Annotated in this window: 20 protein-coding genes; 7 read left to right on the top strand and 13 right to left on the bottom strand. The window is 71.5% G+C overall.

The genetic code is table 11. From position 1 onward, the window contains the following. Positions 1-117 precede the first annotated feature (117 nt). Complete coding sequence (locus tag F6W97_RS40310; RefSeq protein WP_196279488.1) at positions 118-663, top strand: SMI1/KNR4 family protein; 546 nt, start codon at positions 118-120, stop codon at positions 661-663. A gap of 74 nt (positions 664-737) precedes the next feature. Beyond that, a complete protein-coding gene (locus F6W97_RS36570) occupies positions 738-2,681 on the top strand; it encodes a PrsW family glutamic-type intramembrane protease (protein ID WP_155375155.1) in 1,944 nt (647 codons plus the stop codon). A gap of 21 nt (positions 2,682-2,702) precedes the next feature. Here F6W97_RS36570 and dhaK read toward each other — a convergent pair whose 3' ends face one another. The 8 genes from dhaK to F6W97_RS36530 form a co-directional block, all read right to left on the bottom strand. Beyond that, the gene (gene dhaK, locus F6W97_RS36565) at positions 2,703-3,698 is read right to left on the bottom strand and encodes a dihydroxyacetone kinase subunit DhaK (protein ID WP_155375154.1); all 996 of its coding nucleotides are present in this window, start codon (positions 3,696-3,698) and stop codon (positions 2,703-2,705) included. A gap of 16 nt (positions 3,699-3,714) precedes the next feature. Then, positions 3,715-4,356, bottom strand: a complete 642-nt coding sequence (gene dhaL / locus F6W97_RS36560; RefSeq protein ID WP_155375153.1) for a dihydroxyacetone kinase subunit DhaL — start codon at positions 4,354-4,356, stop codon at positions 3,715-3,717. After that, positions 4,353-5,135 (bottom strand): HAD-IA family hydrolase, encoded by a 783-nt coding sequence (locus tag F6W97_RS36555; RefSeq protein WP_155375152.1) that lies wholly within the window; start codon positions 5,133-5,135, stop codon positions 4,353-4,355. The genes dhaL and F6W97_RS36555 overlap by 4 nt, the downstream gene beginning before the upstream one ends. Continuing rightward, on the bottom strand, positions 5,132-5,992 hold the full coding sequence (locus F6W97_RS36550) for a class II fructose-bisphosphate aldolase (protein ID WP_155375151.1): 861 nt from the start codon (positions 5,990-5,992) through the stop codon (positions 5,132-5,134). The genes F6W97_RS36555 and F6W97_RS36550 overlap by 4 nt, the downstream gene beginning before the upstream one ends. Before the next feature lie 179 nt (positions 5,993-6,171). Beyond that, complete coding sequence (locus F6W97_RS36545; protein ID WP_155375150.1) at positions 6,172-7,386, bottom strand: RNA polymerase sigma factor; 1,215 nt, start codon at positions 7,384-7,386, stop codon at positions 6,172-6,174. Next, complete coding sequence (locus tag F6W97_RS36540) at positions 7,386-7,802, bottom strand: YciI family protein (RefSeq protein WP_155375149.1); 417 nt, start codon at positions 7,800-7,802, stop codon at positions 7,386-7,388. Before F6W97_RS36540 ends, F6W97_RS36545 begins: the two co-directional genes overlap by 1 nt. Before the next feature lie 115 nt (positions 7,803-7,917). Continuing rightward, entirely contained in the window at positions 7,918-8,592 is a 675-nt protein-coding gene (locus F6W97_RS36535) for a tyrosine-protein phosphatase (RefSeq protein ID WP_155375148.1), read from the bottom strand. Between the two features lie 83 nt (positions 8,593-8,675). Next, entirely contained in the window at positions 8,676-10,097 is a 1,422-nt protein-coding gene (locus tag F6W97_RS36530) for an aldehyde dehydrogenase family protein (RefSeq protein WP_155375147.1), read from the bottom strand. A 157-nt stretch (positions 10,098-10,254) separates the two neighbouring features. Between F6W97_RS36530 and F6W97_RS36525 the strand changes: the two genes are divergently transcribed. The 5 genes from F6W97_RS36525 to F6W97_RS36505 all read left to right on the top strand — a co-directional run bounded on the left by F6W97_RS36525 (position 10,255) and on the right by F6W97_RS36505 (position 15,387). Continuing rightward, positions 10,255-11,088, top strand: a complete 834-nt coding sequence (locus F6W97_RS36525; RefSeq protein ID WP_155375146.1) for a helix-turn-helix transcriptional regulator — start codon at positions 10,255-10,257, stop codon at positions 11,086-11,088. 111 nt (positions 11,089-11,199) lie between these two features. Further along, the gene (locus F6W97_RS36520) at positions 11,200-12,228 is read left to right on the top strand and encodes a helix-turn-helix transcriptional regulator (RefSeq protein ID WP_155375145.1); all 1,029 of its coding nucleotides are present in this window, start codon (positions 11,200-11,202) and stop codon (positions 12,226-12,228) included. A 247-nt stretch (positions 12,229-12,475) separates the two neighbouring features. Next, positions 12,476-14,092: a benzoylformate decarboxylase gene (mdlC, locus tag F6W97_RS36515; protein WP_155375144.1), complete on the top strand. Its 1,617-nt coding sequence runs from the start codon at positions 12,476-12,478 to the stop codon at positions 14,090-14,092. 55 nt (positions 14,093-14,147) lie between these two features. Beyond that, positions 14,148-14,885 (top strand): SDR family oxidoreductase, encoded by a 738-nt coding sequence (locus F6W97_RS36510; protein ID WP_155375253.1) that lies wholly within the window; start codon positions 14,148-14,150, stop codon positions 14,883-14,885. 13 nt (positions 14,886-14,898) lie between these two features. Next, positions 14,899-15,387, top strand: a complete 489-nt coding sequence (locus F6W97_RS36505; RefSeq protein ID WP_155375143.1) for a hypothetical protein — start codon at positions 14,899-14,901, stop codon at positions 15,385-15,387. 13 nt (positions 15,388-15,400) lie between these two features. On the opposite strand, the gene F6W97_RS36500 is transcribed toward F6W97_RS36505, so the two are convergent. Genes F6W97_RS36500 through F6W97_RS36480 form a run of 5 tightly spaced genes read right to left on the bottom strand, consistent with a single transcriptional unit; the run spans position 15,401 to position 19,991 of the window. Then, the gene (locus tag F6W97_RS36500) at positions 15,401-16,297 is read right to left on the bottom strand and encodes an alpha/beta fold hydrolase (RefSeq protein WP_230687273.1); all 897 of its coding nucleotides are present in this window, start codon (positions 16,295-16,297) and stop codon (positions 15,401-15,403) included. A 2-nt stretch (positions 16,298-16,299) separates the two neighbouring features. Next, positions 16,300-17,520: an acyl-CoA dehydrogenase family protein gene (locus F6W97_RS36495; RefSeq protein ID WP_155375142.1), complete on the bottom strand. Its 1,221-nt coding sequence runs from the start codon at positions 17,518-17,520 to the stop codon at positions 16,300-16,302. A gap of 4 nt (positions 17,521-17,524) precedes the next feature. Further along, on the bottom strand, positions 17,525-18,550 hold the full coding sequence (locus tag F6W97_RS36490; protein ID WP_155375141.1) for a phosphotransferase family protein: 1,026 nt from the start codon (positions 18,548-18,550) through the stop codon (positions 17,525-17,527). Further along, complete coding sequence (locus F6W97_RS36485; protein WP_230687272.1) at positions 18,547-19,542, bottom strand: NADPH:quinone oxidoreductase family protein; 996 nt, start codon at positions 19,540-19,542, stop codon at positions 18,547-18,549. Before F6W97_RS36485 ends, F6W97_RS36490 begins: the two co-directional genes overlap by 4 nt. Then, complete coding sequence (locus tag F6W97_RS36480) at positions 19,542-19,991, bottom strand: MaoC family dehydratase (RefSeq protein ID WP_155375140.1); 450 nt, start codon at positions 19,989-19,991, stop codon at positions 19,542-19,544. Before F6W97_RS36480 ends, F6W97_RS36485 begins: the two co-directional genes overlap by 1 nt. Positions 19,992-20,018 lie beyond the last annotated feature (27 nt).

Genomic DNA, 20,018 nt, shown 5'->3' with positions numbered 1-20,018 from the left:
GCACTCGGGTCCGCAGGTGGATCAGCCCGACGGCACTCGGCCGTGGCCCTCGTCACCCGGACCCCTCGGGTGGATGGGGGACGGGCAGGCAGCCGCCGAGGTGCTTCAATGCCTCACATGTCGTTCTCCTCCACCCTCGCGGCGATCGACGGCTGGCTGGCCGAGTACGCGCCGCTGACCCTGCGCGACCTGCCCCCGCCCGCGACGGGGGCGGAGCTGGCGGCGGTCCGGGCGCAGCTCGGCGTGGACCTGATCAAGGACGTCGAGGAACTGCTGCGCTGGCACAACGGGGCCGGCCGAGCCACGCCGGCGTTCTGCCTCGCACCCGGATACGCCTTCCTGGGCACGGCCGACATGATCGCCCTGTCGCGGCGGCGTGTCGCCGAAGACGAGGCCCGGCCGATGTGGCGCACCTGGAACCGGCACTGGCTGCCGGTCGCCGCCGGCCGGCGGGGCAAGTGCCTGGCCGTGGACCACTCCGACAGCGACTCGCACGGCAACGTGCTGGTCTCGTCCACCGAGGACGGCCGCGACTTCCCCAAGACCTGGCCGGATCTGGGCGCGGTGCTGGCGCGCAGCCACGAGGCGATGCGCTACGGCAGCCGGTTCATGAAGTCCCGGCGCACGGTGCTCGACGGACGGCTCGACTGGGAGGAGGCGTGACGAAGACCGTCGCGTAACGGGCGCTGCCCGATACCGGACAGAGGAATTGGTCGATACCAGCTACCGTGCGCGGCGTGACGGTCCTGATGATGTTCGCCGCCTGCTACGGCGTATGGCAGCTGACGATGCTCGCCTCCGCGACCCGCACCGTGCGGATGCCGCTGCTGATCCTCGGCGTGGTCGCCGGGCTGTACGGCGCCGGAATGCTCGCCCTCGGCCTGCAGCTGGTCTACACCCGCGGCATGGCCGCACTCAGCGGGGACCCGCTACCCGAGATCGTCCGCACGGCCAGCTACACCGTCGACCCGCTCATCGAGGAGCTGGCCAAGGTGGCGCCGTTCGCGCTGCTGGCACTGCTGCACCGCAAGGTCCGCGCACAGTGGGGGCTGACCGACTTCCTGCTGCTGGGAGCGGCCGGCGGGGCCGGGTTCGGGCTCGTCGAGCAGCTGCTCCGGCACGCCGACCAGGCAGCCTCCGTCACCGGTGGCGGCCCGTTCGAGGGCTGGTCGAAGATGCAGGGCTTCAGCTTCGTCCAGATCTGGGGCCTGCCCGACCTGGTCACCTCGTGGCTGCCGACACCGGTGTCCTACATAGACGCGTTCTCGGCCGACACGCCCAGCCCCGACATCAGCCTGCACCTGGTCTGGAGCGCCCTGGCCGGTCTCGGCGTCGGCCTGCTGATCCGCGGCAGCGCCCTGCAGCGCCTGGCCGGCGGCGCGCTGCTGCTGTTCCCGTGGCTCGACCATGCCGCGTACAACCACGAGGTCGCCGACCCCGACGGCGCGGGCGTCATCAACGCCCTAGCCACGCCGCTGGCGTTCCTGCGCCACGCGCTGTGGCTGTACCCGCTGCTCGCGCTCGCCGCCGCGACGTTCCTGGACCGGCGCACCCTGCTGGCAGGCAAACGCGCCTGGCCCGACACGCTCACCGCGCCCGAACAGGCGGGCCGCCCCGCCGTGGCCGCCCTCGGCGGGCACGCCTTCGCGGGTCTGCCGTGGACCCCCTACTTCACCTGGACGTACGTGCTCACCCGCCGCGCCGCCCTGTACAGCCACGACCGCGTCGCCCCCGACGACCCGATGCGCCAGGCCGTGGCCCAGTCCACCACCGCCCTCGACGCCACCCGCGGCGCGCAGGCGTGGCGCGGCACGGGGCTGCGCCGCCGCGACGGTGCGACGCCGCCGCGCGGTCTCAAGCCCTGGCTGCCGCTGCTGATCTGGGCGGTGCTGCTGGTGCCGACACTGCTGTACTTCCTGCCCGGCAGCCTGCCCACCTTCTCCGGCGTGCAGGGCCTGCTCGCCGAACCGTGGGTGTTCCCGCTGGTCCTGGTCTTCTCCGTGGCCGGCCTGGGCTGGCTCGGCTGGCAGCTTTACGCCACCGCCCGGCGGTTGCGGCCGCTGCTGGCCGCCCCGGCCGCCGACGCCGCGGTGCGCGCCGAGCTGCGCCTGCTCACCGGCTTCGGCAGCATCGCCGCCGGGATCGGCAGCCTCGTGCTCGGCCTGGCCGCGGGCGGACCCGACCAGCCGATCCTCACCTCGCACATCCTCGACGCGATCAGCCAGACCCTGTTCCTGGCCTCGCTGCTGCTGGCCATGCTCGCCATGGTGTGGTTCCCGCCGCTGGGCCTGGCGGCCCTGGCCGGGGGCGGCTTCCAGCTCGTGCTCACCGCCGCCGCGGCCGACTTCCTGGCCACTCTGGCCGGTGCGGGGGCGCTGGCCATCCTCGCCGCGATGATGAGCGGGAACGGCAGTGGCGGTGGCCGCGGCGACGACTACTGGGAGGAGAAGTACGGCCAGGACGACCCGCCGCCGCGCCAGGAGCGCATCAGCGACGCCAACAAGGCCGAGCTGGAGGACTCCGGGTGGCTGAAGAACAAGGTGAAGGACCCGCAGCTGCGCAGGGACTTCATGAAATGGCTGGAGCAGGGCCACAAGCAGGGTGAGGCGCACGAGCACCTGCGGCCCGGCTCACCGGAGGCCGAGGCCAAGCTCGCGGAGTTCCTCGCCGAGGTGCTGTGAGGAGGTCGGGCCCGGTGGGCGTCAGAACGTTCTGATCGCGATCTCGGCCGGCGCGGCGAGGCCCTTGACGATCTCGTCGTCGAGTTTGACGAGGGTGAGCGACGCGCCGGCCATGTCGAGCGAGGTGCAGTACTCGCCGACGTAGTTGCGCCGGACGTTGATGCCGCGGGCTTCGAGCTGTTCGTGGGCGCGGCCGTAGAGCAGGTACAGCTCGCCGATCGGGGTGCCGCCCAGACCCTTGATCATCAGGGCGACGTCGTCGCCGCGCTGGTAGGGCAGGTCGCTCACGACTGCTTCCAGCAGCTCGTCGATGATGGTGTTGGCGTCGGCGAGCTTTTCGCGGCGGCGTCCGGGCTCGCCGTGGATGCCGACGCCGATCTCCATCTCGTCGTCGCCGAGTTCGAACAGCGGCGAACCCTTCGCCGGCGGCGTACACGAGGTGAGCGCCATGCCCATGGTCCGCGTGACCGAGTTGACCTTGTTGCCGAGCCGGACGAGCTCGTCGATGTCGGCGCCGGCTTCGGCGGCCGCGCCGACGACCTTGATGACGAAGAAGTTTCCGGCGACGCCGCGCCGGCCGATGGTGAAGGTGGAGTCGGACACCGCGACGTCGTCGTCGACGAGCACCGTCTGGATCTGCACGCCTTCGGCTTCGGCCATCTCCTTGCCCATGTCGAAGGCCATCCGGTCGCCGGTGTAGTTGTTGATCAGGTGCAGCACGCCCTTGGGCGTGGCCAGCAACTTGCTGGTCTCCAGGACGTAGTCCATGGGCGGTGCGGCGAACACGTCGCCGGGGCAGGCGGCGTCGAGCATGCCCTTGCCGACGATCATCACGTGGGCGGGTTCGTGGCCGGAGCCGGAGCCCTGGATGACGGAGACCTTGTCGTCGCGCGGCGCGTCGGCCCGCATGACGAGGTTGTACTCGGGGACGTAGCGCAGCGTGTCCGGGTTGGCCAGGGCGACGCCCTTGAGCATCTCGGCCACGAACTGGCGCGGGTCGTTGGCGAACTTCTTCATGGCGGTGATCCCCGTTTCAGAAGGTGGCGGGCCAGGCGTCGGCGAGGGCTTCGAAGATGACGGCGACGGCGACGGCTCCAGGGTCCACGCTGCCGATGCTGCGCTCGCCGGTGTAGCTGGCCCGGCCGCGGCGTGCCTCCAGCTTGGCGGTGGCGTCGGCGCTGGCACGGGCCACGGTCGCGGCGGCCCGGATGGTGCTCGCTCCGTCGCTGCCGAGGCTGATCTGGCGGGCTATCTCGTCGGTGGCGGGTACGAGCGCGTCGAGCAGGGTCTTGTCGCCGAGGCTGGCGCTGCCGCGGGCCTGGATGCCCTCGGCCGCCGCCCGCAGCATCGCCACGACGGTGGCGCTGTCCAGGTCGGACTTGCCGGCCGCGGCGGCGGCCGCGCGCAGGAAGGCGGTGCCCCAGATCGGCCCGGAGGTTCCGCCGATCCGGCTGGTGATGACGACCGCGACCTTGCGCAGGAAGGTGGCGGCGTCGGCGCGGTCGAAGGTGTCCCAGTCGCTGATGACGATCTCGAAGCCGCGGGCCAGCGAGTAGCCGAAGTCGCCGTCGCCGACGACGGCGTCGAGGTCGCCGAAGTACTTCTCGTTGGCGACGGCGGTCTGCGCGATCGTGCGCACCACGAACTCGGCCTGCGGCAGCGCCTTGTCGGTCATCGTCGGTCCCTTCCGGCGGAGACGGCGGCGAGGTCGTCCAGCGTGACGTACGCGCCGGGCGTCGCCGGGCTGCTGTTGGCCAGCACCGTGACCGGGGTGGCGTCCGGCTCGCCGAGGGAGTCGACGACGAACGCGGCTCCGGTGAAGTCCTCGTCGGCGGTGTAGTCGTTGACGGTGACGACGCAGGCGATCCCGGCCGCGGTCGCGGCGGCCAGGCCGTTGTGGGAGTCCTCGATGACGACGGCCTCGTGCGGTGCCAGGCCGAGCCGGTCGAGGGTGAGCAGGTAGATGTCGGGCGCGGGCTTCTTGCGCGGCACGATGTCGCCGGCGAGCACCGTGAAGTCGCGGGCCCGGCGCTGTCCGACGGCGTGCTCCAGTACGGCCCGCACGGACGGTTCGGCCGAGGTCGAGGCGACGGCGAGCAGCCAGCCCGCGGCGTGCGCCTCCTCGGTGATCCGCGCGATCCCGGGCCGCGCCGGCAGGTCGCCGGCGGTGACCATGGCCGTGTAGATCGCGGTCTTGCGGCGGTGCCAGGCGGCGACCGCCTCAGCCTGCCCGGCCGGGTCGTCAGGCAGGCCGGCGGCGGCGACGAACTCGGGGGTCAGCAGGCTGGCCATGCGCTCCTTGCCGCCGCCGATCGAGAGCCTGCGGCCGTACTCCTGCTCGTCCCACCGCACGGGCAGGCCGAACTCGGCGAACGTCTGGTTGAACGCGGGCAGGTGCCCGAAGCGCTCGGTGTCGGCCAGGACGCCGTCGCAGTCGAAGATCAGGCCTTTCACCAGGCCCGCCCGGTGCTGCCGAAGCGGTCGGCGTAGCCGGCGGCCATCGCGGTGACGTCCGCGGCGACGTGCCGGAACAGCGACGGCGGGTCCCACTTTCCCAGGGTCTCGGCGTCGCGCAGGAATGCCAGATTCGAGGTCATGTAGGTGATCTTGAGTGCGGTGGACACGTTGACCTTCGCGCAGCCCCGGGCGATCAGGTCGCTGAACTGGGCGTCGGTCAGGCCGGTGCCGCCGTGCAGCGCGATCGGCACGCCGGTCGCGGCGACCAGGTCGCTGACCCGCTGGCTGTCGAGGTGCGGTTCGGCCGAGTAGACGCCGTGCGCGTTGCCGATCGACGGTGCGAACACGTCGACCCCGGACGTCTCGATGAAATGGACCGACACGTCCAGGGTCTGCCGGTGGGCTGCCTCGTCGCTGCCGACGCCGTCCTCGACGCCGGTGATCGATTCGATCTCGCCCTCGACGTGGGCGCCGTGTGCGCGTGCTTCGGCGACGACCTCGATGGTCTGCCGCAGGTTCTCCGCGACGGGCAGGGTGGAGGCGTCGAACAGCACCGAGTTCCAGCCCTTGGCGAGGCATTCGGTGATCACGGCCCGGTCCGGGCAGTGGTCGAGGTGGAGGCTGACCGGCACCTCCACGCCGGCCGTCATCGCCCGCCACATCGCGATGAGCACGTCGGATCCGATGGACAGCACCGTCTTCACCGAGGTCTGGACGATGACCGGTGATCGGCGCTCGACCGCGGCGGCCAGCACGCTCTCCATCGTCAGGTCGTTGACGACGTTGATCGCGGGCACGCCGTAGCGGTCGCGCATCGCCCGGTCGACGATCTCCTTGAGCGGCACCACACCCATACGCCGAAGGTAGATCCTGATCAGGATCCGGATTGGCAGGATTCGGAACAACGGCTGGCGGTTTGGGGCTGTTGCAACTCGCCTGCGCCCAACAGCCGATTCTGCCCGCCGACGCGGTCTCCGGACGCCTCGACGACGGCCGGGCCGCGCTCGACTCCCGGCAGGCCGGGCCGGTGCGGTCAGCCCAACGCGGCCGCCTTGCCCAGCAGCACGGACCGTTCGCGCTGGTTGGCGCACAGCCGTGCGGCCAGCTCCAGCTCGGCGCGGGCCTCCGGCAGCCGGCCGAGGCGCGCCAGCAGCTCCCCGCGCACGGTCGGCACCAGATGCGAGCCGGGCAGCCGGTCCGCGGCGATCAGCTCGTCCACGATGGCCAGGGCCTGCGCGGGACCCGAGGCCATGGCGACGGCGACGGCCCGGTTGAGCTCGACCACCGGCGAGGGCGCGACCCGGCCGAGCGCCTCGTAGAGCACCACGATCCGGTCCCAGTCGGTCTGCTCGACCGACGGCGCCGTCGCGTGGGCGGCGGCGATCGCGGCCTGCAGGCCGTACGGGCCCAGGCCGCGGGTCGAGGCCTTGACCAGCGCGGCCAGCCCACGGCTGATCGCGGAGTGGTCCCACCGCCGCCGGTCCTGGTCGGCCAGCAGGACCGGCGCACCGTCCGGGCCGGTCCGGGCCGGGAAGCGCGCGGCCGTCAACTCGCACAGTGCCAGCAGGCCGTGCACCTCCGGCTCGTCCGGCTGCAACGCGGCCAGCGTGCGGGCCAGCCGTACCGCCTCGTACGCGACGTCGGGGCGCAGCAGCCGGTCGCCCGACGTGGCCGTCGACCCCTCGGTGAAGATCACGTATAGGACGCTGAGCACGCCGCCCAGCCGTTCCCGGCGCTCGCCGGTCGCCGGCAGCGCGAACGGCACCCCGGCCGCCGCGATCGTCTTCTTGGCCCGGGTGATGCGGGCCTGCACGGTCGGCACCGGCACCAGGAACGCGCGGGCGATCTGCTCGCTGGACAGGCCGCCGACCACGCGCAGCGTCAACGCCACCTGGGCCTCGCGGGAGAGCACCGGGTGGCAGCTGACGAACATCAGCGCCAGGATGTCGTCGTCGATCCGGTCGGGGTCGAAGTCCTCGTCGACCACCGGGTCGGCCGCCAGCAGGGCGTGCCGGCCCTGCAAGGCGCTCCGGCGGCGGAGCGCGTCGATGGCCCGCCGCCGGGCCGTGGCCATCAGCCAGCCGGCCGGATTGGCCGGCGCGGCCAGCGGCCACGACGTCAGCGCCTCGGCCACCGCCTCCTGCGCCGCGTCCTCGGCCAGCCCGAAATCGCCGGTGAACCGGGTCAGCGCGGCTACGATCCGCGCCGACTCGATCCGCCAGACGGCCTCGACGTCGGCCGTGGCCATCAGCTCCGGCCGTTGCTCTCGCGGCGGGCCAGTTCCTCGACCGTCCCGTCGATGCCCTCCGGCATCTCGTCGTCGCCGGCCACCCGCCGGACCTCGATCTTGGACCCGGTGACCGCCGGGATGCGCTTGGCCCACTCGACCGCCTCCTGCTTCGAGGCGACATCGAGCATGAAGTAGCCCCCGAACAGTTCCTTGGTCTCGCCGTACGGCCCGTCCGTGACCACCGGGGTCTCGCCGCTGAAGTCGACCACGACGCTCTGGCCGGCATCGTCCAGTCCTTCGGCCGCGATGAACACGCCAGCCTTGACCAGGTCCTCGATGTACCGGTAAGTCGAGGCCGCCAGCTCCTCGAACCCGGCCATCAGGGCCGCGTTCGACTCATCGGTGCCCCGCATGATCAGCATGTACTTGGACATCGTGTTCTCCTCACCAGGCGGGGCCGCCTGCCGACCCTCGCACCCCCAACGTCGAACGAGCGGCCCGCGGATCGACACGGCCGCGGAGAAATCTCGTCGCGACGCAGCCGATCGGTCAGCCCACCACGTCCGGTCGCGAGGCCGCCGAACCAGAACCATCCGCTGGACAGGACAGGTCCTGGTCGCGCAGCCTGCTGCGCAGCGCCTGCTGCACGGCGACGCCGGTGCCGGTCTGGAGCAGGTACGGCTCGACACCGCCGTAACGCTCGTCGAGGTGCGCCAGGGTGTGCAGCATCGGCTGCGGCGAGCAGCCCTCGGTGCGCGCGTAGTCGTCGGCGATCACCGCATGGTCGACGCCGGCGAGCCGCAGTAGCAGCGCGACCAGCACCCCGGTGCGGTCGCGGCCGGCGTGGCAGTGCACGACGACCGGTCCCGGCGGGGCCTCGGCCACGGCCCGCACCGCTGTGCCGATGCGCTCCCGGTTGTGGTCGAGCATCGGCGCGTACGTGTCCGGTGGCGGGACATAGTCGAGGACATCGTTGATCATCGGCACGTGCCGGTAGACAGAGTCGCCCGCGAAAGGGCTCGGCCGGTGCTCGAGCTCCCAGGACCACCGCAGGTCGACGACCCGGCTCACCCCGCCGTCGCGGGCGGCTTGCGCGGCGGCCACCGGCAGCCGGTCGTGGTGTCCGGTGCGCCACAGTGCGCCGGCGCGGATGCGCCCGCCGTCGGCGGTCGGCAGTCCGCCGAGGTCACGCGCGTTGCGACACGCTGACCAGTCGAGACTCATCCGGCTCTCCTTGCCAGGGTCGGGCAGGTACGCCCGGCGGGCCTTGCCATATCGCGATGGTAGTGCCCGCCGGGCGGCCCGGCTCACCGCTGGATGGACTTGGTCTCCAGATACTCCTCGAGTCCGAAGTGGCCGAACTCGCGGCCGTTGCCGGACTGCCGGTAGCCGCCGAACGGGGCGAGCGCGTTCCACGGCGCGCCGTTGACGTCGACCTGCCCGGCCCGCAGCCGCCGGGCGACGGCCAGGGCGTGCTCGGGCTCGCCGAAGACACCGCTGGTCAGGCCGTACATGGTGCTGTTGGCGATCGCGACGGCGTGATCGTCGTCGGTGTACGGGATGATCGTGAGCACCGGGCCGAAGATCTCCTCCTGGGCGATCGCGGAGTCCGGGTCCACGTTCGCGAAGATCGTCGGCCGGGCGTACGCGCCGTCGAGCCCGTCGGGTCGTCCCGGGCCGCCGAACACGAGCTTCGCCCCGTCGGCGATGCCGCGCTCGAGGTAGCCGTCGACCTTGCGCCGGTGCTCCTCGGAGGCCAGCGGCCCGAGCCGGGTCGCCTCGTCGGTCGGCACGCCGACGGTGTACTGCGCCGCGGCCGCCACCGCCAGCTCGACGATCTCGTCGTGGCGGGACGCCGGGACCAGCATCCGCGGCCACGCGCCGCAGACCTGGCCGCTGTTGGCGAAGGCCATCATGACCCCCTTGTCGACGGCCTTGGCCAGGTCGGCGTCGTCGAGGATCACGTTGGCGCCCTTGCCGCCGAGTTCGAGCGCGACCCGTTTGACGGTCTGCGCGGCGACCGCGGCGATCCGCCGACCAGCCCGGGTCGAGCCGGTGAACGAGATCATGTCGAGGTCAGGGTGTGCCGAGATCGCCTCGCCGACGACGTCGCCGGTGCCGTACACGACGTTGAACACGCCCGCCGGCAGGCCCGCGTCGGCAGTGACCTCGGCGAGGATCCGTGCGGTCAGCGGCGCGACCTCCGACGGCTTGAACACCATCGTGTCCCCGGCCACCAGGGCGGGCGCAAGCTTGGAGACGATCTGCTGCAACGGGAAGTTCCACGGGGTGATCGCGCCGACGACGCCGATCGGCTCGCGGACGATCAGCGAGTTGCCGACCTGCTCGGTCCACGCGAAGTCGGCGGCCAGCGCGGCGAACGAACTCGCCACGGCGACCGGGAAGCCGATCTGGGCGGTACGGGACATGGTGATCGGCGAGCCCATCTCGGCGGTGATCGTGGCAGCGATCTCCTCGGCACGGGCCTGCAGCCCTTCGGCGATGCGCTGCACGACTGCGGCCCGCTCGGCCGGGTCGGTGGCCGCCCAGCCCGGGAAGGCGGCGCGGGCCGCGGCGACAGCCTGGTCGACGTGCTCGGCGGCGCCTGCGGGCACCTGGGCGACGACCTCGCCGGTCGCCGGGTTCGTCACGGGGATGGTCTGGCCGGAGCCGGCGACGGTCCGACCGCCGATCCAGTGGCCGAGTGGGGTGGGTGCTGGGTTGTTCATGGGTTCGACTGTGCTGCCGTCGCGAGGCCGTAACCAGGCACAACCTGTCCGTGGCTGAGCGCCGTGGCCCCGGGCACGATCGGGTGTGACCCTCGTTGCCCCGGAAACATCGTCGACCAGGGCGGTGTTGGCAGGATCAGGGGAACGGAGCCGCTTCATGCAACGGGATCGACTCGCAGCATTCCTCCGGACCAGGCGCGAGGCGCTGCAGCCGGAGGACGTCGGGCTGCCCCGAGGGCAGCGGCGGCGCACCGGCGGGCTGCGCCGCGAGGAGGTCGCGGCACTCAGCGGCATGTCGACCGACTACTACAGCCGCATCGAGCAGCAGCGCGGACCGCATCCGTCGGAGCAGATGCTCGCCGCGATCGCCCGCGGCCTGCGGCTGTCCCTGGAGGAGCGCGACCACCTGTTCCGCCTCGGCGGCCATGCCGTGCCGCGGCGGGTGCTGCGTGCCGACCACATCAACCCCGGCATGATGCGCATCTTCGACGGGCTCGGCGAGACCGCCGCCCGGGTCGTGAGCCACCTCGGCGAGACGCTGCAACAGACCCGGCTGGCCGTGGCGCTGCTCGGCGACGAGACCGCGTACACCGGGCTCGCTCGCAGCCTGCACTACCGGTGGTTCACCGACCCGGCGACACGTGAGCTGTACCACCCGGAAGATCACCCGGTGCACAGCCGTCAGCTTGCCGCGGACCTGCACCGCGCCTTCACCCGGGACGGCGCGCGATCGCGTGCGGGCGCGTTGGCCGACGCCCTGCTGCAAGGCAGCACGGAGTTCGCGGACCTCTGGCGCGAGCACCCTGTCCCCGGCCCGTACTGCGCCGCGAAGCGGATCCGGCACCCCCAGGTGGGAATGATCGAGTTGCACTGCCAGACCCTGCTCGACCCTGACCAGTCCCAGGCGCTGCTGGTCTACACCGCCACCCCGGGCAGCGAAAGCTACGACAAGCTCCAGCTCCTGTCGGTCGTCGGCGGGCTGCCTGCCTGAGCAAGTGCCCGTCGAATACCACGGTGCTCTTGTCCTGTCGTCCTCGTCGCGATTGGATCTCCCTGGCACGCCGCGAGGGCGGCGTCGTGGCCGTGGACCGGGGGAGCAACCATGCCGCAGGCACCTGCAGTGCCCTCGCTGATGAGATGGGGGCTCTCGCCCCACGCGGACCTCGTGTACCGCATGCTGGTCGGGTTCGGACCCCGGTCGGTGCACTACATCAGCCAGTCGTTGGAGCTGAGCGTGCCGCAGGTGCGGGCCGCACTGGACGAGCTGGCTGCGCTCGGGGCCGCGTCGCCGGCCGACTCCGTCGCCGGTGACGACCGCACGTGGAGCAGCCACGCCCCCACTCAGGTCGTCGCCCTGCTGCGGGAGCGGCACCAGCGCGGCGTGCTGGCCCAGCACCGTCTGCGACTGCGGATGACGCGGATGGCGCACCCGCCGGTGATCGCCGACGTGAGCCGGCTGCCACGGGACGAGGTGCGCCGGCTGGACGGGGTGGACCTCGCCCGTGCGCGGCTGTTCGCGGAGCTACAGACGGTGCGCCGCGAGACCTTGACCATCAATACCGAGGCCGCGTTCGGGACGGCGGAGCTCAAGGCGAGCGCCGAGCAGGTCCGCAAGGCGCAGGTCGGCGGTGACGGGCGATTCGTCCTCGGTATTCCGGCGTCCGTCGACGACGACTCGGCCTGGTATTCGAACGAATTGCGCGCCCGCGGCGGCCGTTATCGCGAGCTGCCCACGGTCCCGATGAAGTTGTTCGTCTTCGATCGGCGGATCGCCTGGGTCCCGATCGATCCGGCCGACCGCAGCCAGGGCTACTGGGAGATCACGGCGCCGCAGTCGGTGCACGAACTGACCGTGCTCTTCCTCCAGCACTGGGCGATGGCGGGGCCGCCCCGAATGTGGCTGCCGCCGAGGCACCTCTCGCCACGGGAGAGCACCATCGTGACGCTGCTCGCCGACGGCCACAGCGATGCGGCCATCATCGCCAGACTCGACCTGAGTGTCCGCACGATCGCCTACACGGTGGCCGGCCTGATGGAGCGCTACCGGGTGACCAACCGGTTCCAGTTGGGGCTGCGGCTGGGCGCGGAGGCCGCGAAGGCGGCCCCCGACGACGCTACGGTCAGCACATAACGAGAGGTGCGTTCACGCTGCCGTACGCCGTCGGCGACGACCTTCACCAGCGCGCTGTCTGATCCGCCCCACACCGATCGTGGACTCACCTAACCCTGAGTGTGATCAACGATACCCTTCGTGAAGGTCCTTCGTGATGCGGAGTCGCATCCGCGAGCTTCACCTTCAGAGCCGGTTGCGTTGCGAACCCGGTCGTCACAGGGCGTCGTTCAGCACAGGCGGCCACTCGGATGAGGGATGTGCCTTCATGAACGACATTAAGACGACCGTGCACAGCGTGACCTACGACCTGCTCAGGTCGCTGGGATTGACGACGGTGTTCGGGAACCCGGGATCCACCGAGCAGACGTTCCTGCAGAACTTCCCGGACGACTTCACGTACGTCCTGGCCCTGCAGGAGGCATCGGCGGTGGCGATCGCGGACGGCTTCGCTCAGGCCACCGGCCGCGCGGCGCTGGTGAACCTGCACTCGTGCGCCGGGCTCGGCAACGGCATCGGCAGCCTGGTCGCGGCCTATCGGGGACATACGCCACTCATCGTCACGGCCGGGCAGCAACACCGCGAGATGGTGATCGGCGACCCGTATCTGAGCAGCCCCGACGCGACGACCATGCCCAAACCCTGGGTGAAGTGGGCCTACGAGCCGTCCCGTGCCGAGGACGTGCCGGCAGCGTTCATGCGGGCGTACGCGATGGCCGTGCAGCCGCCGGCGGGACCGGTGTTCCTGTCCATTCCCCTCGACGACTGGAATCACCCACTGGAGGGTCCCGCCGTGCGGCGCTCGGTCAGCACCGCCTACGGCCCCGACCCCCAGCGGCTTCGGCACTTCGCCGAGCGCATCACCGCGAGCCGGCACCCGGCCCTGATCTTCGGGCCTGACGTGGACCGTGCCGGAGGTTGGCAGGCCGCTGTGGCGCTGGCGGAGAAGCTGGGGGCCGCGGTCTACGGCGCGCCGCTGGCGGACCGCGCGTCGTTCCCCGAGGACCACCCGCTGTACCAGGGTCCGCTGGGCATGTCACTGAAGACGATCAGCGACCGGCTCGCCGGGCACGATCTGGTCGTCGTCATCGGCGCCGAGGTCTTCCGTTACTACCCCTACGTCGCCGGCGACGTGGTGCCCGCGGGCACCGACCTGCTGCACATCACGGATGACCCGTCGGTCGCCGGGTCGGCCCGGGTGGGTGACAGCCTGCTGGGCGATGCGAGACTGTCGATCGAAGGGCTGACCGGGCTGGTGGACGCGGGCGGCGACCGTGCGCGGCCCCAGCCCATGGAACGCCCCCGCAAGCTGCTGGCGACCCCACACAGCCCGCTGACACCGTCGGAGGTGTACGCCGCGCTGAGCAGGGTTCGCCCGCAGCACGTGGTGTACGTCAACGAGTCCACCTCGACCATGGGCCAGCACGCCGAATGGCTGCCCACCGTGGAACCCGCGTCGTTCTACGGAACGCCGAGCGGCGGCATCGGCTGGGCCCTGCCCGCCACCGTCGGCGTCGCCCTCGGGCTCCGGGCCGATGGCATCGAGCGTCCCGTGGTCGCCCTGATCGGCGACGGGTCTTTCCAGTACTCGGTTCAGGGTCTGTGGACCGCGGTGCAGCACAAACTGCCGGTCGTGTTCGTCGCGATGCGCAACGGCGAGTACTCCATCCTCAAGTCGTTCGCCGAACTGGAACACACCCCGGGTGTGCCCGGGCTCGACCTTCCGGGGCTGGACATCGTGTCCGAGGCGCGGGGGTTCGGCTGCAAGAGCGTCGAGGTCGAAACCACCGAACAGCTTGAGCGGGAGTTCACCGCCGCGCTGCAGAGTTCCGACGGTCCGGTGGTCATCGTGGTGAGGACCCAGCCGGAGAAGACCGAGCTCTGACCGGCGTCGTGCCCGATCGGCCTTCGAAGACAAGCTCGGCGAGTGGGTGGCGATGGTGGATCTCGGCGTCAAGGATCATGTCTATCTGATCACCGGCGGCAGCCGCGGGCTCGGGTTCGCTGTCGCGCAGGTGCTGACCGGTGAGGGGGCCAGAGTCGTCATCACCGGGCTGGGCGACTCGGTGGCCGCCGCCGCGCGGAGCCTGGGCGGTGACGATCAGGCGGTGGGGCTGGTGGCCGACAACGCCGACCCGGGGTCCGCTGACCGTGTCGTGGCCGTGGCCACGCAACGATTCGGCCGTATCGACGGCGCCCTGGTCAGCGTGGGCGGTCCGCCCGTCGGCACCGCGATGGCGGTCGACGACCAGGTCTGGCGGGACGCCTTCGAATCCACGTTCCTGGGCGCGCTGCGTATCGCGAAGGCCGTCGCGAAGGCTTGCACGGACGGCGGCTCGATTGCTTTCGTCCTGTCGTCCTCGGTTCGCGAACCCATCGCCGGGCTGGCCGTTTCCAACGGCATCCGGCCCGGGCTGGCCATGGTGGCCAAGACGCTCACCGACGAACTGGGCGGTTCCGGCATCCGGGTCAACGGCTTGCTGCCCGCCTACATCGCCACGGACCGGCAAAAGGAACTCGCCTCGCTGACCGGCGGCAAACCACCTGACAACGCACTGGGCAGGATGGGTGAACCCGAAGAATTCGCCCGTGCGGCGGCGTTCCTGCTCTCACCCGCGGCGAGCTACCTGACCGGGGTCATGCTTCCTGTCGACGGAGGGGCGTTGCGCCTGCTCTGACGGGGGGATCCGGATGGCCGAGTGGGCGAACTTCGGGATCGTGGCAGGCGCGGCAGCTGCGACCCTGGTGGGACTGTTGTTCGTGGCCGTGACTCTTCGCGTCAACACCGTAGTCACCACGAGCGACCTGCGCTACCGCGCGGCACAGACGCTGGCCTTGTTCATCACCGTGCTGCTCATCTCGCTGCTGCTCGTGGTGCCGGGGCAGCCGTTGCGGCTCGTCGGCGTCGAACTCGTCATCGTGGCCGTCGCCGCGGGCGCCGCCATGGCGGTCTTCGACCGTCTGGCCTCACGGGCGACCGAACCGAGCGTCCTGGCCCGCACGCTCGGCGTGATCAGCCTCAACGCGACCGCGGTGCTTCTGATCGCGCTCAGCGGTGCGATCGCGGCCGCCGGGCAGCGTTGGGGAATCTACCTGTTGGTGCCAGGCGTCGTCGCCGCCCTCGTGTGTGGTGTCGTCAACGCCTGGCTGCTCCTGGTCAGGCTGCCGGCCATCAAGTGAGTTCCGGTCCGTGCTACCTCGCGGGTTCGGTGATGAGGTCGTGTTCGTGGAGCCAGGCGAGCAGGTGCTCGGCGAGTTCCCGGGGGTGTTCGAGCTGGGGGACGTGACCGGAGTCGAGTTCGACGTACGTCCAGTGCGGCAAACGGGCGGCGACGGCGCGGGCGGAGCCGATCGGCACGTGCCGGTCGTGCACGCCGTGGGTGAGCAGCACCGGCATCCGCAGCGACTCCATCGCGCGCCAGTAGCCGTCGGGGCGGGCCAGCAGCCGCAGCAGCGACCGGCTCGCACCGAGGTAGGCGTCCGCGCGGCGCGGGTTGGCGGCCGTCATCTCCTCGTCGAGCGCGACCGCGTCGGCGATGACCTGCTCGGGCACCCGCGACGCGTCGGCGCACGTCATCGCCAGGGTCTCCTCGACGCGCTGCCGGGCGGGCACGGTGGCCAGCCGGCGGCGCATGGCCCAGCCCGCGAGGCCGGGCACGAGGTTGATCATGAACAGTCGCCGGATCTCCGGATCGATCTTCACTTTCGGCGCGATCGGGACGCTCGGGTCGACCAGGGCCAGTCCGCGCACGGCGTCCGGGGCGGCCGCCGCGGTCAGGGTGGACACCATGCCACCCATCGAGTTGCCGACCAGCACCGCGGGCTCGCCGACGACCTCGGTCAGGTAACGCCGCAGCAGCTCGGCGTTCGCCGTGACCGTGGTCGGCCCGGCCGCCGCGCCCGTGCGGCCGAACCCGGCCAGATCAAGAGCGGTCACCCGGGCGTACGGCGTGAGCAGCGGCGCGATCCGCGTCCAGTTCAGGTGCGAGCCGCCCAGCCCGTGCACCAGCACCACCGGCGGCGTGTCGGGCCGCCCGCCGAAGTCGACGTGGTGCACGGGTCCGCCGAGGTCGGCGTACGCACTCTTCACGGTCAGCTCCGCTCCGCGCTGTACTTGCGCAGTTCCCGCTTGGCCAGCGAGGCCTTGTGCACCTCGTCGGGTCCGTCGGCCAGGCGCAGCGTACGCGCGCCCGCCCACATGTGCGCGAGCGGGAAGTCCTGGCTGACGCCGCCGCCGCCGTGCACCTGGATCGCCTTGTCGATCACCCAGCCGGCCATCTCCGGCACGACGATTTTAATCGCCTGGATCTCGGTGTGCGCGCCCTTGTTGCCGACGGTGTCCATCAGCCACGCGGTCTTGAGCACCAGCAGGCGGGCCTGCTCGATGCGCACCCGCGCCTCGGCGATCCACTCACCGACGACACCCTGCGCGGCGAGGGGCTTGCCGAACGCGACCCGGTCCTGCGCCCGTCGGCACATCAGCTCCAAGGCTCGCTCGGCCATGCCGATCAGCCGCATGCAGTGGTGGATGCGGCCCGGGCCGAGCCGGGCCTGCGCGATGGCGAAGCCTTCACCCTCGCTTGCGATCAGGTTCGAGGCGGGCACCCGTACATCGGTGAAGGTGATCTCGGCGTGGCCGCCGTGCCAGCCGTCGTCGTAGCCGAACACGTGCATGCCGCGCTGGATCTCGATGCCGGGGGTGTCCCGGGGCACCAGGATCTGGCTCTGCTGGCGGTGCCGGTCGGCGGCCGGGTCGGTCTTGCCCATCACGATGAAGATCTCGCAGCGCGGGTTCATCGCGCCCGACGACCACCACTTGCGCCCGTTGATCACGTACGAGTCGCCGTCGCGCTCGATGCGGGTGGTGATGTTGGTGGCGTCGGAGGAGGCGACCTCGGGCTCGGTCATGCAGAACGCCGACCGGATCTCCCCGGCGAGCAGCGGTTTGAGCCAGCGCTCCTGCTGCTGCTCGGTGCCGAACATGGTCAGCACCTCCATGTTGCCGGTGTCCGGGGCGTTGCAGTTGAGCGACTCCGGGGCAAGGTGCGGGCTGCGCCCGGTGATCTCCGCCAGCGGCGCGTACTGCAGATTGGACAGCCCCGCGCCCAGCGGGTGGTGCGGCAGGAACAGATTCCACAGGCCGCGCTTGCGGGCCTCGGTCTTCAGCTCCTCCATGACCGGGGGAGTGGTCCACGGCGGGATCTCGCCGAGCTGGTGCTCGGCGGTCGCCTCGGCCGGGTACACGTGCTGCTCCATGAAGTCGAGCAGGTCGGCGCGCAGCTGCTCGGTGCGCTCGTCGTACGAGAAGTCCATGTGCTTACGCCTCCTGCAGCGTGCGGTGACCGAGCTTGATCAGGTGCGGGACCATCGCGCCGACGCGGTCGAAGCCCTCGCCGACCGTCTGCCCGGCGAGGTACCGGTAATGGATGCCTTCGAGGATCCCGACGAGCTTGTAGTGCGCGAACGCGACGTACCACGGCAGTTCCGACAGGTCCGCGCCGCGCCGGGCGGCATACCGGGCCGCCATCTGCGCCGACGTCGGGAAGATCCCCGGCGGGGGAGGGTCGCCGAACAGGCCTTCCATGACCGGCTCGGTCCACATGCGCCAGTAGCACAGGAACAGGCCCAGGTCGGCGAGTGGATCGCCGATGGTCGCCATCTCCCAGTCGAGCACCGCGACGATCTGGTCGCCCGGCCCGACGATGCAGTTGTCGAGCCGGTAGTCGCCGTGCAGGATCGACACCTGCGTGGCCTGCGCGGGCATCCGCGCCACCAGGTCGTCGTGCAGCTCGGCCAGGCCGGGCAGCTCGCGGTTGTGCGAGTGCTGCAGCTGGGTGCTCCAGCGGCGCAGCTGCCGGGCCAGGTAACCCTCCGGCTTGCCGAAGTCGCCGAGCCCGACCGCGGCCGGGTCGACCGCGTGCAGGTCGGCGAGCACGTCCATCAGCGCCAGCGACAGCGACCCGACGCGCTCGGCGCCCAGCGTCGCGGTCTGCCCCGCGGTGCGCCACACGGTCCCGTCGACGTGTTCCATCACGTAGAACGGCGCCCCGATGACCTCGGGGTCCTCACACAGCGCCACCGTGCCCGGCACCGGCACCCGCGTCCCGCCCAGCGCCGAGATCACCCGGTACTCGCGGGACATGTCGTGGGCGGTGGACAGCACGTGCCCGAGCGGCGGGCGGCGCACCACCCAGCGCTGCGCGTCGTCGGCGACCCGGTAGGTCAGGTTGGACTTGCCGCCGGGGATCAGCTCCCCGGTCAGCTCGCCGCTGACGAGTCCGGGACGTGCCCGGTCCAGGAAGGACCGCAGTGTGGAGAGATCAAGTCCCTTGGGGTCGGTCACGGCCGCACCACCAGGCGGCCGACGGTCTCGCCCGCGCCGAGGCGGGTCAGCCCGTCCACGGCCTCGTCGAGGCTGAGCACGCCGCCGATCAGTGGCTGGACCACCCCGTCGGCGGCCAGCCCGCACAGCGTCTCGTGCGCCTGCACGACCAGCGCCGGGTCGAGCTGCCGGTACAGGCCCCAGTGCACGCCCACGATCGAGTAGTTCTTCACCAGGGCGTGGTTGAGCCCGGGTGTCGGCACGGTGCCGCCCGCGAAGCCGACGACCAGGATGCGGCCCTCGAACGCCACGCACTTGGCCGAGCCCGTGTACGCGTCGCCGCCCACCGGGTCGAAGATCACGTCTGCGCCGCGGCCGCCCGTGGCGGCCTTCACCGCTTTGATGAAGTCCTGCTCGCGGCGGTCGATCACGAGGTCCGCACCGAGCTTCGCCGCGACCTCGGCCTTGGCGGCCCCGCCGACGACCGCGATCACGGTCGCGCCCGCGGCCTTGCCGAGCTGGATCGCGGCACTGCCGACCCCGCCCGCGCCCGCGTGGATCAGCAGCGTCTCGCCCGCCTGCAGCCGGGCCCGGCGGTGCAGCGAGAACCAGCCCGTCTGGTACGCGATGTGCATCGCCGAGGCCTGCACGTCGTCCAGCGCGGCCGGGGCGGGGAACGCGTCCGCGGCCTCGACCAGTGCGTACTCGGCCAGCGCGCCGGAGGGCAGCGCGGTGGTGCCGATGACCCGGTCGCCCTCGGCGAACCCGGTGACCTCGGCCCCGGCGGCGACGACCTCGCCGCACAGCTCCACCCCCGGGGTGAACGGCAGCGGCGGCCGCACCTGGTACTGCCCGCGCACCAGCAGCACGTCCGGAAAGTTCAGCGCGGAGGCGCGCACGCGTACCAGCAGCTGGTTCGGACCCGGGGTCGGCACCTCGGTCTCGACCAGGCTCATCACGTCGCCCGGCTCGCCATTGGCGGCGACCTGCCAGGCCCGCATGACGGCGGCCATCAGAGGTACATCCGCGACACGGTCTCGGCGACGCAGACCGGCTTGTCGCCGCCCTCACGCTCGATGGTCACCTGCGAGGTCAGCTGCACGCCGCCGGTGACATCCTCGACCGACAGCAGCTTCACCGTCGCCCGCACCCGCGAGCCGACCGGCACCGGGGCGGGGAAGCGCACCTTGTTGGTGCCGTAGTTGACGCCCATCTTCACGCCCGGCACCCGCAGCGCGTCGCCGGCCAGGAACGGGATGAGCGACAGCGTCAGGTAGCCGTGCGCGATGGTGGTGCCGAACGGCCCCGACGCGGCGCGGGCCGGGTCGGTGTGGATCCACTGCAGGTCGCCGGTGGCCTCGGCGAACATGTCGACCCGCTTCTGATCGATCTCCAACCACTCGCTGGTGTTGACGACGGTGCCGACGGCGGCACGCACGTCGTCCAGGTTGGCGAAGGCCATGGGAAAACCCTTCCACGGTGAAGGCTG

It is taken from the genome of Catellatospora vulcania (genome assembly GCF_009720385.1).
Classification (GTDB): Bacteria; Actinomycetota; Actinomycetes; order Mycobacteriales; family Micromonosporaceae; genus Catellatospora; species Catellatospora vulcania.
This window is presented reverse-complemented; position numbering and strand designations above follow the sequence as displayed.

Bases quoted from the DNA above. Each gene is read 5' to 3' on its own strand.
- F6W97_RS40310 (WP_196279488.1), top strand. From the start codon at position 118: ATGTCGTTCTCCTCCACCCTCGCGGCGATCGACGGCTGGCTGGCCGAG.
- dhaK (WP_155375154.1), bottom strand. From the start codon at position 3,698: ATGAAGAAGTTCGCCAACGACCCGCGCCAGTTCGTGGCCGAGATGCTC.
- dhaL (WP_155375153.1), bottom strand. From the start codon at position 4,356: ATGACCGACAAGGCGCTGCCGCAGGCCGAGTTCGTGGTGCGCACGATC.
- F6W97_RS36550 (WP_155375151.1), bottom strand. From the start codon at position 5,992: ATGGGTGTGGTGCCGCTCAAGGAGATCGTCGACCGGGCGATGCGCGAC.
- F6W97_RS36545 (WP_155375150.1), bottom strand. From the start codon at position 7,386: ATGGCCACGGCCGACGTCGAGGCCGTCTGGCGGATCGAGTCGGCGCGG.
- F6W97_RS36540 (WP_155375149.1), bottom strand. From the start codon at position 7,802: ATGTCCAAGTACATGCTGATCATGCGGGGCACCGATGAGTCGAACGCG.
- F6W97_RS36535 (WP_155375148.1), bottom strand. From the start codon at position 8,592: ATGAGTCTCGACTGGTCAGCGTGTCGCAACGCGCGTGACCTCGGCGGA.
- F6W97_RS36530 (WP_155375147.1), bottom strand. From the start codon at position 10,097: ATGAACAACCCAGCACCCACCCCACTCGGCCACTGGATCGGCGGTCGG.
- F6W97_RS36525 (WP_155375146.1), top strand. From the start codon at position 10,255: ATGCAACGGGATCGACTCGCAGCATTCCTCCGGACCAGGCGCGAGGCG.
- F6W97_RS36520 (WP_155375145.1), top strand. From the start codon at position 11,200: ATGCCGCAGGCACCTGCAGTGCCCTCGCTGATGAGATGGGGGCTCTCG.
- mdlC (WP_155375144.1), top strand. From the start codon at position 12,476: ATGAACGACATTAAGACGACCGTGCACAGCGTGACCTACGACCTGCTC.
- F6W97_RS36505 (WP_155375143.1), top strand. From the start codon at position 14,899: ATGGCCGAGTGGGCGAACTTCGGGATCGTGGCAGGCGCGGCAGCTGCG.
- F6W97_RS36495 (WP_155375142.1), bottom strand. From the start codon at position 17,520: ATGGACTTCTCGTACGACGAGCGCACCGAGCAGCTGCGCGCCGACCTG.
- F6W97_RS36485 (WP_230687272.1), bottom strand. From the start codon at position 19,542: ATGGCCGCCGTCATGCGGGCCTGGCAGGTCGCCGCCAATGGCGAGCCG.
- F6W97_RS36480 (WP_155375140.1), bottom strand. From the start codon at position 19,991: ATGGCCTTCGCCAACCTGGACGACGTGCGTGCCGCCGTCGGCACCGTC.